Raw genomic sequence first — 11,726 nt, 5'->3', positions numbered from 1 at the left:
CGAAACGCGCCGCACCCGCGCGCTACACCGAGACGCGGAGCACCTCTTCGATCGTCGTGAGCCCCTGCGCGACCTTGGACCAGCCGTCGTCGCGGAGCGACACCATGCCGTCGCGCAGCGCGGCCTGCCGGATCTCGCTGCCCGTCGCGCGCGTCACGACGAGCGTCTCGATGTCGTCGTTGAGCGTCATGATCTCGTGCAGCGCGACGCGGCCGCGGTAGCCCGTGCCGCTGCAGGCGGGGCACCCCACCGCCTGGAACAGCTGGGGCACGTCGTCGGGGTCGTGGGGGAACCCGAGCGACGACAGCACCTCCGAGGTCTCGACGAGCGGCTCCCGGCAGCGCATGCACAGCCGGCGCGCCAGGCGCTGCGCGATCACCGCGCTGAGCGCCGTGGCCACCAGAAACGGCTCACAGCCGATCTCGGTGAGGCGCGTGAGCGCCGACGGCGCGTCGTTGGTGTGCAGCGTCGAGAGCACGAGGTGGCCGGTCAGCGCCGCCTCGATCGAGATGTTCGCGGTCTCGAAGTCGCGGATCTCGCCCACGAGCACGACGTCGGGGTCCGACCGCAGGATCGAGCGCAGCGCCGTCGAGAACGTCAGGCCGGCGCGGTTGTTGACCTGCACCTGGTTGATGCCGGGGATGCGGTACTCCACCGGGTCCTCGACGGTGATGACGTTGATCTTCGGGTTTGCGATCGCGCGCAGCGCCGTATAGAGGCTCGTGGACTTGCCCGACCCGGTCGGGCCCGTCGCGAGGATCATCCCGTGGGGCTTCGAGATCGCCTCGAGGAACCGCTTCTCGTTCGTGCTCGAGAACAGCAGGTCGCGCATCGTCATGACCTGACCGGTGTTGTCGAGGATGCGCATGACGATCTTCTCGCCCCACACCGTCGGCAGCGTCGCCACGCGCAGATCGACCTGGCGACCCTCGTGAGCGACCGACAGCCGCCCGTCCTGCGGCTTGCGCTTCTCGGCGATGTCGATCGACGACATGATCTTCAGGCGCGAGATGATCCCGTCCTGGATCGCGCGGTCGGCCTTCTGCATCTCGTGCAGCACGCCGTCGATGCGGAACCGCACCGTCAGCTGCTTCTCGCCGGGCTCGACGTGGATGTCGCTGGCCCGGTCGTTGATCGCCTGCGCGATGAGCAGGTTCACGAACCGCACGATCGGGGCGTCGTTGTCCTGCTCTTCGAGCGTCTCGGTGAACGCCGCCTGGTTCGCCTCGGCCTGATCCTCGATCGTCATCGACAGCTCGCTGAGCTCTTCGTCCGACCGGAGGAACCGCTCGAACATCTGCGCCAGCGCATCCTGCGCCACCACCACGGGCTCGACGAACAGGTCGGTGATGCTCGCCACATCGTCGAGCGCCACGATGTCGGTCGGGTCGAGCACCCCCACCGTCAGGCGGTCGCCGCGGCGGTCGACCGGGATGAGGCCGTACCTGCGGCACAGCGTGCCCGGCACGAGCGCGACGACGTTCGGATCGAGCGGGATGTTCGCCAGATCGACGTAGCGGTGCCCCGTGTGCAGGGCGATCGCCTCGGCCACCTGGCCCTCGGTCACGAGCTTCTGGCTCACCAGCAGCTGCTGCAGCTCGGGGCCGTCGGCCCCGCCCGCCTGCGCGATGGCGGCTGACATGTCGGCGGCGCGTACGGCTCCGGTGAGCACGAGCGTCTGTGCAAGACCCCGCATAGTGATTCCCCAATCCCCAGGGACATACTACGGCGCGCGTCTCGATCCGGGCGGGTGCCGCCGGTCCTAGGGTCCGGAGGCCTCGGCGTCAACCCTCACCGCGTCGCGCGCGTCGCTGGGTAGGGTGGCGCTCATGGCGGAGTGGATCAAGAAGGTCACGGCCTGGGCGCTCTCTCTCCGGCTCGTGCGCGTGTGGCTGCACTACTCCGAGCGCCGCGGACCCATGCTGTCCGACAGCGTGACCTACCGGGCCCTGTTCTCGGTCTTCGCCGGCGTGCTGCTCGGCTTCTCGATCGCCGCGATCTGGCTGGCCGGGAACCCCGAGGCGCTGCGATCGCTCGTCTCTGCCGTGGATGCCGCCATCCCCGGGCTCGTCGGCAAGGGCGGCGTCGTCGACGTCTCCGAGATCGATGCGCCCGCAGGGTTCACCGTCGCGGGCATCATCGCCCTCGTCGGTCTGGTCGGCGCCGCGATCGGCGCCGTGGGCTCGCTGCGGGCGGCGATCCGCACCCTCGCCGACAAGGTGCACGACGACGTCTTCTTCCTCTGGGTGCTGCTGCGCAACCTGCTGCTGGCCGCCGCGATCGGCGGCGGCTTCGTGCTCTCGGCCGGGGCCACCTTCGTCGGCACGTCGTTCGTCGGGGCCGTGCTCGACTGGCTGGGGATCGGCGGCGACCTCGCCCGGCTCGCGACGCGCGGCGTCTCGCTCGTCGTCGTGTTCGCGCTCGACATGGCGATCATCGCCCTCGCGTTCGTCACGCTCAGCGGTGTGCGCGCGCGACCGCGCTCCCTGTGGTCGGGCGCGTTCCTCGGCGCGGTCGGCCTCACCGTGCTGCAGCAGCTGTCGGGGCTCTTCGTCAGCGGCGCCGGCTCCAATCCGCTCCTCGCCTCGTTCGCCGCGCTGATCGCGCTGCTGCTGTGGCTCAACCTGTCGGCGCAGGTGATCCTGCTGGCCTCGACGTGGGTGATCGTGAGCGAGCGCGAGCAGGTCGACCGGGTGCGTGAGCGTCACGGCTCACCCACCTTCGCGATGCGGCGGGTGCGGCAGGCGGAGGATGCCGTCCGGGTGGCGACCGAAGAGCTCGAGCACGCCCGCGCCCAGGCCGACGAGGAACGCCGCGACCGCATCGAGAAGCACCGGGACGAAGCGGCATCATGAGCGTCCGCGTGCCGACCTACACGGCGGAGCAGGTGCGTTCCGCGGAGCGGCCGCTGCTCGATGCCGGAGCGCCGCTCATGCAGCGCGCGGCCGGTGCGCTGGCCGAGGTCGTGCGCGCCGAGCTCGGTGGCGTTCCCGCCGCACCCATCACGTCGTCGATCGCGCTCGAGCCGCTGCTGCAGGACGCCCCCGACATCCGACGCCCTCGCGTGCTGGTTCTGGCCGGCTCCGGCGACAACGGCGGCGATGCGCTGTACGCCGCCGCGCAGCTCGGTGGCCTTGCCGACGTCGACGTGCTGCTCGTGGGCAGCCGCTTCCACGAGCGGGCGTTCGCCGCCGCGACGGCCGCCGGTGCGCGCCGGGTCGAGCTCACCGAGCTGCGCGACGCGCGGTACGCCCTCGTGCTCGACGGCATCCTCGGCATCGGCGCCTCGCGCGACAGCGCGCTCCGCGGAACGGCGCGCGAAGCGGTCGCGATCCTGCAGTCGCTGGCCGGGACGCGCCGCGGGATGCCGCGCGTCATCGCCGTCGACCTGCCGAGCGGTCTGAACCCCGACACCGGAGCCGCCGATGACGCTGTGCTGGCGGCATCCCTCACCGTCACGTTCGGCGCTGTCAAGGCCGGGCTCGCCGTCGGACGCGGACCCGAGCTCACCGGCGAGCTCGTGCTGGTGGACATCGGGCTCGGCGCGGGCCTGGAGCCCGAGCGGCCCGAGGGTGAGGCCGAGGTGGCGCGCGTCATCGACGCGCGCGGCTGAGGAGGGCGCGGCTCCGCGGGTCAGCCGCCGGGCGCGTCGTCGCCGGGCGTGGGCTTCTCGTGCCCGCGGCCGTTGCCGCCCGGGAACCCGGGGTCGTCCTTGTGGTGTCCCCAGGCCTTGCCGTCGCCCGGGGAGTCCTTCTCGTGTCCTCGGCCGTTGCCGCCGGGGAACCCGGGGTCGTCCTTGTGGTGCCCCCACGCCTTGCCCTCGCCGTTGCCGTTCCCCGGGCCGGTGTCGTCGACGCCCGGCGCGACGCGCGAGGTCGCGGGCAGCAGCAGCGGTCCTCCGACGCCCGATGCGACGCCCGGCGCCAGGAGCGCGGCGCCCGCGACGACGGCGATGACGGCGGCGGCGAGGAGGAGCTTGTTCGGGCTCATGACGCACCTCGATTCGGGTGACGGATGCGCGTGTGCGGGGAGCGTACCACCGCCGCGACCCCGTGCGAAGAGGTGTCAGCGTGCGTAGCGCTCGACGAAGGCGCGCAGGATGCGGCTCGGGTGCGACACCGCGGCCCGCCGCACGGCGGCAAGGGTGAGCTCGAGCTCGTCCGAGGCGAAGTAGCCGTGGTCGGCGTATGCGTGGATGCGCGTCGTGATGCCCTCGACGTCGAGCTCGGGATGGAACTGCGTCGCGTACACGTTCTGGCCGACGCGGAACATCTGCACCGGACAGTCCGGCGACGACGCCAGCAGCGTCGCCGACGCGGGCAGCTGCGAGATCGCCTCCTTGTGTCCGACGAACGCGTCGAACGTCTGGGGCATGCGGGCCAGCAGCGGGTCGGTCGCTCCCGCGTCGGTCACGGTGACCGGGACGACGCTGATCGGCTCGGGATGCCGGCGGTCGATGACGGCGCCCTGATGCGCGCCGAGGGTGCCGATGCCGTAGCAGGCGCCGAGGAAGGGGAAGTCGCGAGCCACGACCTCATCGAGCAGTGCCGCGAACTCCGCCTCGACCCGCCGCTGCACGGCCGACTTCTTATCGACGGGATCCGAGGCGTTGAACGGGCCGCCGCCCACGAAGATGCCCGACAGTGCGCCGAGGTCGAGCCGTGGCATGGGCCCGGCCTCCAGCCGCACGCGGATCAGCTGCTCGGGCTGCAGCCCCGCGTACCGCAGGAACAGCGCGTACTCCTCGTCGGCGGGCAGGTCCTCGGCCCGCGTCGCGAGCAGCACGAAGGGCTTCACGGGATCCAGCGTACGGGCGGGAGCGTGGATGCCGGCGGCCTGCGCCGTCCGTCCCGCGGGGCGTTTCGTCTCGCTCGTTCCTCGCTCGCTCAACGGCCGGGGGTGTGTCGGTCGTTGAGCGGAGCGCGCTCTGGCGCGCGCAGACGAAACGCGGTCTGGCGCGGGGTTGCTCGTGCGGTCGAGGCGTTTCGTCTCGCTCGCTCAACGGCCGGGGGTGTCGGTCGTTGAGCGGAGCGCGCTCTGGCGCGCGCAGACGAAACGCGGTCTGGCACGAGGTTGTCCGTGCGGTCGGGGCGTTTCGTCTCGGGAGTCGGTCGCTGAGCGAGGAGCGCCAGCGACGAGACGAAGCGTCCTCGCTCGCTCAAGGGCCGGGGGTGTCGGTCGTTGAGCGGAGCGCGCTCTGGCGCGCGCAGACGAAACGCCTCGGCCCGACGGGGATCGCCGGGCCGAGGCATCCACTCGTCTCAGCGGTCGGTGCCGAACTGGTGGGTCCAGGTCGAGGTCGCGCCGGCTGCGACCGCGACGCCGGACTTCGGCACCGCCGTCACCTGCACCGCCGATCCGGCGGGGACCTTCACCAGGGGCTTCTCGGCCTTCACCCCGTTGACGTAGTAGTCGAACGACGGATCGGGGGTCACGACGACGTGGTCCGAGCCCGATCCCTTCGGGTCGACGAACTTCGGCTCACCCGGCGTCGCGGCCGTCGTGCGCACGGGCACCTTCGCGAAGTCCATGTCGCTCGCGAAGTAGTAGCTCGTGTACGACGGCTGGTTGTACGTCGTGTTCTGACGCGCCACCTCGGCCCGGTACTGCACGTCGCTCATGAGCGTCGGCAGCTTGTGCGTGGTCACCTCGGTGCTCGTGAAGATGCGCAGCGCGTGCGAGTCGGCGGTGCGCACGAGCAGCTCCTCGCGCCAGTCGCCGAACACATCGGCGACGAGCGAGGGGTTGCCCTTCGTGCCGTTGTTGGCACGCGTGCCGGTCGCGGTGAGCACGGTGCCGCGCGTCCAGTCGTCGATCGTCACGTTCTGGTCGCCGCTGCCGTTGACGATCTGGGTGGTCATGTCGGCTGCCCAGTGGATGGACTGGTTCGTGCCGGGGATCGCCGAGCCCAGGATCTGTCCCGTCGCGCTCATCAGTCCCGACGCCTCCGTGCCGCCGGGCATGCTCGCCCACGTCTCCAGGCCGGGCACGTCCGGGCGCACGTCGCCGATCATCGCGCGGCCGGTGTCGCGGCCGGAGTATGCGCCGAAGATGACCTCGCCGGTCGCCGCGTCGCGCAGGTCGGAGCCGTAGGGGGCGAACGTCGCGCCTTCGTGCGAGGTCCAGATCTCCAGGCCTGGACGATTCGGGTCGATGTCGGTCACGTGCATCGCGTCGCCGTGGCCGAGGCGCACGTTCTCGCCCGGGTCGGCGCTGCCCTCGGGCAGCACGTCGAACGAGCTGTACAGCAGCCCGCCGTCGTCGTCGATGGTCGCCGAGCCGTACACGATCTCGTGCTTGCCGTCGCCGTCGACGTCGGCGGCGCTCAGCGAGTGGAAGCCCTGCGTCGTGATCGTGCCGTAGACCGGGTCGGTGCCGTCACGGCCGTGCGGGCCGTCGTTGAACGGGTTGGCCATGGGGACGTGACCGCTGTCGACCGCCCAGCGCGTCGAGAGATGCTCGCCGTCCCAGTCGTAGGCGCGCAGCGTCGTGCGCGTGTAGTAGCCGCGCGCGAAGATCGCCGACGGGTGCTGCCCGTCGAGGTATGCGACCCCCGCGAGGAAGCGGTCGACGCGGTTCCCGGGCTCGATGCGCGCCATGGCGTAGTCGCCCCACAGCAGGCCGTCATCGTCGCGGCCCGGCTCGTAGCGCACGGTCTCGAGCTCCTCGCCGGTCGCGGAGTCGAACACCGTGAGGTACTCGGGCCCGTCGAGGATGAAGCCCTCGAACGTCGTGAGGTCGTTGCGCGCACTGCGCGAGGGTGCGTACGTCGAGATGAAGTAGTCCACGAGCTCCGTGGCGGAGGCCTCCGACAGCGGGTACTCGTGCGTCACCGGGATGCCGAACGCCTCTTCCAGCGTCGCCGGCCAGTGACCGGCCACCACCTCAGGGTGCGACGACCAGCCCTCGAACATCTCGATCAGGTGCTGCCGGTAGTCCGCCGCGCTCAGGCGGTAGTCGTCGTCGTTGGAGTACCCGGCGGCGACGTCGTCGGCGGGCATCGTGATGTACGACTCCGCCGCGACGGAGCCGTCGTCGTAGCGGATCGACTTCGTGCCCGGCGCCGTCTTGAGCATCGTCTCGGCGCGCCCGTCGCCGTCGAAGTCGTACACCATGAACTGCGTGTAGTGCGCACCGGCGCGGATGTTGACGCCCAGGTCGATGCGGTTGAGCAGCGTGCCGTCGAGCTCGTAGGTGTCGATGTAGACCGGACCGGTATAGCCCTTCTGCGACACGTCCTTCGAGTTGGACGGGTCCCACTTGACCACGAACTCGTACGCGCCGTCGCCGTCGACATCGGCGACCGACGCGTCGTTCGCCGAGTAGGTGTACGCCTCGCCGACCGGCGTCACGCCGTCTGCGGGCTTCTGCAGCGGCAGGTCGTAGAACCCGTCGACCCACACCGCGACGGGTGCAGACTGCTCGCCGGTGACGTCGTGCCACACGGGCGCGACCCTGTAGACGGATGCGGCCGTGCCGTGGGCGTCGGCGTAGTTCGTGCTGTCGTCGACCGTGGCGATGCGCTCGCCGTCGCGGAACACCGCGAACGACGGACCGCTCACGCCGGTGGCGGTCGCAGCGCCGGCCTCGGTGCCGAGCAGGCGCCAGCTGAGGAACACGCCCTCGCCCGTCGCGACGGCGACGAGCCCGCGGTCGAGCGCCTCGAGCTGGGGACCGGTGGATGCCGGGGCCTCCGGCGCCCCGGCCAGCGCGGGCTGCGCCAGCCCGAGTGTCAGTGCGCACGCGGCCGTACCGGCCACGAGCAGGCGAACAGGTGTCTTGCGTGGATTCATCATCGAACCGTCCCGGTAGATCGGAATGCGTTTTCCAGCTCGACCGTAGCCGCGCTTCGCGACGGGGGTCAAGCGTTTCCGCGCTCAGATTGGAACGATTTAACGTTCGCCCCCCGGTCGTCGAGCGGAGCGCGCTCTCGCGCGCGCAGACGAAACGCCTCGGACCTTGCGCAAGGTCCGAGGCGTTTCGTCTCGCTTCGCTCGCTCAACGAGCGAGAGGTTCAGGACGCGTACGTGACGAGGCCCAGCTCGACCGGCGACACGAGCTGCGGGTGCTCCGGGCGCACGCGGACGGTGTAGCCGAAGGTGCCGGTGACCGACAGGGGCAGCGCGGCGTGGAACGGCGTCACGCCGTCGATCGGCTCGCCCGGCGACAGACGGTGCACCGAGTGGTCGCGGTCGAGGGCGTCGTCCTCGTTCGTCCGGCCGTACAGCAGCTCGACGGCGACGTCGTCGGGCGACAGGCCGTCCAGCCGCACGTCGGCGCGCACGTCGAGCGTGTCGCCCGCCTGCGCCTGCTGCGGGATGCCGGAGCCCTCGACGCTCGCGATCGACACGCGGCTCCACGCGTCGCGCACGCGGCCGGTGAAGGCCGCCAGCTCGCGCGCCTGCGCGAAGCCGCCGGCCCGCAGCGCGACGTCGTGCGCCGCCGCCGGGACGTACAGGCGCTGCACGTAGTCCCGCACCATGCGATCGCTCGTCGCCTTCGTGCCGAGGTCGGTCATGGTGTGGCGCACCATGCCCAGCCACGCGAGCGGGATGCCGCCCTCGCGCTCGTAGAACTTCGGAACCAGCTGGTGCTCGATGAGGTCGTACAGGGCCGCCGCCTCGGCGTCGTCGCGCTCCTCGTCGTTCGACGCGGTGTCGGCCGTCGGGATCGCCCAGCCGTTCCGGCCGTCGTACCACTCGTCCCACCAGCCGTCGAGGATCGACAGGTTGAGGGCGCCGTTGAGGGCAGCCTTCATGCCGCTCGTGCCGCACGCCTCCAGGGGACGCAACGGGTTGTTGAGCCACACGTCGCAGCCGGGGTAGAGGTCCTTGGCGAGCGTGATGTCGTAGTCGGGAAGGAACACGATGCGGTTCCGCACCTTCGGGTCACGGCTGAATCGCACGAGCTCCTGGATGAGGATCTTGCCCGAGTCGTCGGCCGGGTGGGACTTGCCGCCGATCACGATCTGCACCGGCCGCTCGGGGTCGGTGAGCAGCCGCGTCAGCCGCTCGGGGTCGCGCAGCATGAGCGTGAGGCGCTTGTAGGTCGGCACGCGGCGCGCGAATCCGATCGTGAGCACGTCGGGATCGAGCAGCTCGTCGACCCATGCGGGCGCGTGGCCCGATCCGTTGGCGAGGGATGCCGCCACCCGCCGCCGCGCCTCGGCCACGAGCTCGCCCTTCATCTGCTGACGCACGCCCCACAGCTCGGCGTCGCTCACGACGGCGCGGTCGGTCCAGTCGTGGGTGTCGGTGTAGGCGTCGCCCCACGCACGCTCGCTCACGGACTTGAGCGCCGGATGCACCCAGGTCGGCGCGTGCACGCCGTTCGTGATGGACGTGATCGGCACCTCGTCGGTGTCGACGCCGGGCCACAGCATCCCGAACATCCCTCGGCTGACCTCGCCGTGGAGGAGCGAGACGCCGTTGGCGTGCTGGCCGAGGTGAAGACCCAGGACGGCCATGTTGAAGACGCCCTGGTCGCCGCCCTCCCATGTCTCCAGGCCGAGCGAGATCGCCCGGCCGGCGTCGAGCCCATCGAAGAGCCCGCTCGTCAGGAAGTCGGCGATGAGGTCGCGGGGGAACCGGTCGATGCCGGCGGGCACCGGCGTGTGCGTCGTGAAGACGGTGCCGGCACGCACCTGGGCCAGCGCCTCGTCGAACGTGAGCCCGTCGTGCGTGATGAGCTCCGACATCCGCTCCAGGCCCTGGAAGCCGGCGTGGCCCTCGTTCGTGTGGTAGACGTCCGGCGCCGGGCGCCCGGTCAGCTCGCTGAAGGCGCGGACGGCCCGCACGCCGCCGACGCCGAGCAGCAGCTCCTGCAGCAGCCGGTGCTCGCCGCCCCCGCCGTACAGCCGGTCGGTGACACGGCGCATGTCGTCGGTGTTCGACGGCGTCTCGGAGTCGAGCAGCAGCAGCGGCACACGGCCGATGTCGGCCACCCACACGCGCGCGTGCAGCCGCCGGTCGCCCGGCAGCTGCAGCGCGATCTCGACCGGTGCGCCCTGGCGGTCGCGCAGCAGCGTGAGGCCGAGCCCGTACGGGTCGAGCAGCGGATAGCTCTCGCGCTGCCAGCCGTCGTCGCCGATCGACTGACGGAAGTAGCCGGCGCGGTAGAAGAGCCCGACACCGGTCAGCGGCACGCCGAGGTCCGAGGCGCTCTTGAGGTGATCGCCGGCGAGGATGCCGAGGCCGCCGGAGTACTGCGGCAGCGATCCGTCGACGCCGAACTCGGGGGAGAAGTAGGCGATGTGCACGGGCTTGTCGCCCTCGAGCCGCTGGAACCAGCGGTCGCCGTCGAGGTACGCGGTCAGGCGCTCGTCCTCCTCGCGCACGCGGGCGACGAACGCCTCGTCGTGCGCCAGCTGGTCGAGGCGCTCCTGCCCGAGGGCGCCGAGCATGCGGGCGGGATTCGCTCCGATCTCGTCCCACAGGGCGGGATCCATCGAGGCGAACAGGGAATGGGTGGCCCGGCTCCAGGACCAGCGCCAGTTGGATGCGAGGCGGTCGAGGGGAGCGAGCGGTGGAGCGAGGACGGGACGGACGGTGAACGTTCGGATGGCCTTCACGTCCGCGATTCTAGGGGCACAAGCTGGAAGCGCTTGCATGGGCGGGTGGGGGTCTACGCTGGCGTCATGGCCATCGCGCGACTTCACGGCGGACCCCTCGACGGGCAGATCATCCCCCTCGACCCGACCATCGACGACTCGTACATCGTCCCCTACGGCGAGGGGCAGCTCGTCTATCGCCGCGAGGGCGAGGACGCGAACACCGGCGAGTCCGACGGGCCGACCGAGACGCGCTTCGTGTACGTCGAGGCGACGGAAGACATCGACCCCAACCCGGACGGTCGTGACGACTGACTCCAGCGCGCCCGGCGCGCACTCCGTCGAGGTCGAGCTGAAATTCGACGTCGACGACGACACGCCGCTGCCCGACTGGTCGGGCCTCCCCGGCGTCGCGTCGGTGGGCACCCCCGAGGTGCGCGACCTCGACGCGTCGTACCTCGACACGCCCGAGCTCGCGCTCGCCCGCGCGGGCTACGCCGTGCGGCGGCGCACCGGGGGGCCCGACGAGGGATGGCACATCAAGGGCCCGCGCGACGCCCAGGGCGGGCGCGTGGAGCTGCAGTGGCCGCTCGACTCGGGGAACGGGATCCCGGATGCCGTCGCCGCCGCCCTCCCGCAGGTCGCGGCGCCGGCGGACTATGCCCTGATCGCGCGCATCCGCAATCACCGGACGGCATATGCGCTGCAGGACGCCGACGGGGGACTGGTGGCGGAGTTCGTCGACGACCACGTCGTCGCGACGGACGAGCGCGACGGCACGCAGCGGACGTGGCGCGAGTGGGAGTTCGAGCTCGGCCCGGCGGCCCCCGCGTCCGCGGATGAGCGCTCGGCGCTGTTCACGGCGGCGGCGCAGGCCGTGAGCGCCGCAGGCGGCCGGGAGGCGGCATCCGCTTCGAAACTCGCCCGGGCGCTCGGCGCCTGAGCAGCCCGTCGGTGGGGGCGTTTCGTCTTCGCTCGTTCCTCGCTCCGCTCAACGACCGGCTCGCGGTTGTTTCTCGATGCGCCTGAGCAGCCCGTCGGTCGGGGCGTTTCGTCTTCGCTCGTTCCTCGCTCCGCTCAACGACCGGCTCGCGGTTGTGTCTCGATGCGCTCGACGGCCGGGCTCGCGGTCGTTGAGCGGAGGGCGCTCTGGCGCCCGGAGACGAAACGCCCCGGA

The 11,726-nt window shown here is 71.4% G+C and carries 9 protein-coding genes; 4 read left to right on the top strand and 5 right to left on the bottom strand.

Annotated features, from left to right (window positions below; genetic code table 11):
* Positions 1-22: 22 nt before the first annotated feature.
* On the bottom strand, positions 23-1,696 hold the full coding sequence (locus JNB62_RS10290) for a GspE/PulE family protein (protein ID WP_220300780.1): 1,674 nt from the start codon (positions 1,694-1,696) through the stop codon (positions 23-25).
* A 133-nt stretch (positions 1,697-1,829) separates the two neighbouring features.
* Between JNB62_RS10290 and JNB62_RS10285 the strand changes: the two genes are divergently transcribed.
* Complete coding sequence (locus tag JNB62_RS10285; RefSeq protein WP_220300779.1) at positions 1,830-2,855, top strand: YihY/virulence factor BrkB family protein; 1,026 nt, start codon at positions 1,830-1,832, stop codon at positions 2,853-2,855.
* Positions 2,852-3,613: an NAD(P)H-hydrate epimerase gene (locus JNB62_RS10280; RefSeq protein ID WP_220300778.1), complete on the top strand. Its 762-nt coding sequence runs from the start codon at positions 2,852-2,854 to the stop codon at positions 3,611-3,613. Before JNB62_RS10285 ends, JNB62_RS10280 begins: the two co-directional genes overlap by 4 nt.
* Positions 3,614-3,633: 20 nt before the next feature.
* Here JNB62_RS10280 and JNB62_RS10275 read toward each other — a convergent pair whose 3' ends face one another.
* The 4 genes from JNB62_RS10275 to glgP all read right to left on the bottom strand — a co-directional run bounded on the left by JNB62_RS10275 (position 3,634) and on the right by glgP (position 10,570).
* Positions 3,634-3,990, bottom strand: coding sequence for a hypothetical protein (locus JNB62_RS10275; RefSeq protein WP_220300777.1), 357 nt, complete (start codon positions 3,988-3,990; stop codon positions 3,634-3,636).
* Positions 3,991-4,065: 75 nt separating this feature from the next.
* Positions 4,066-4,797, bottom strand: a complete 732-nt coding sequence (locus tag JNB62_RS10270) for a glutamine amidotransferase (RefSeq protein ID WP_220300776.1) — start codon at positions 4,795-4,797, stop codon at positions 4,066-4,068.
* A 464-nt stretch (positions 4,798-5,261) separates the two neighbouring features.
* Positions 5,262-7,793 (bottom strand): rhamnogalacturonan lyase, encoded by a 2,532-nt coding sequence (locus JNB62_RS10265; protein ID WP_220300775.1) that lies wholly within the window; start codon positions 7,791-7,793, stop codon positions 5,262-5,264.
* Between the two features lie 221 nt (positions 7,794-8,014).
* A complete protein-coding gene (gene glgP, locus JNB62_RS10260) occupies positions 8,015-10,570 on the bottom strand; it encodes an alpha-glucan family phosphorylase (RefSeq protein WP_220300774.1) in 2,556 nt (851 codons plus the stop codon).
* Between the two features lie 66 nt (positions 10,571-10,636).
* Here glgP and JNB62_RS10255 point away from each other — a divergent pair, with 66 nt between their 5' ends.
* Positions 10,637-10,864 carry a response regulator gene (locus JNB62_RS10255; protein ID WP_220300773.1) on the top strand — a complete coding sequence of 76 codons (228 nt, stop codon included), beginning with the start codon at positions 10,637-10,639 and terminating at the stop codon, positions 10,862-10,864.
* A complete protein-coding gene (locus JNB62_RS10250; protein ID WP_220300772.1) occupies positions 10,854-11,492 on the top strand; it encodes a CYTH domain-containing protein in 639 nt (212 codons plus the stop codon). The genes JNB62_RS10255 and JNB62_RS10250 overlap by 11 nt, the downstream gene beginning before the upstream one ends.
* Positions 11,493-11,726: the final 234 nt, after the last annotated feature.

It is taken from the genome of Microbacterium jejuense (genome assembly GCF_019511665.1).
In the GTDB taxonomy this organism is placed as follows: Bacteria; Actinomycetota; Actinomycetes; order Actinomycetales; family Microbacteriaceae; genus Microbacterium; species Microbacterium jejuense_A.
This window is presented reverse-complemented; position numbering and strand designations above follow the sequence as displayed.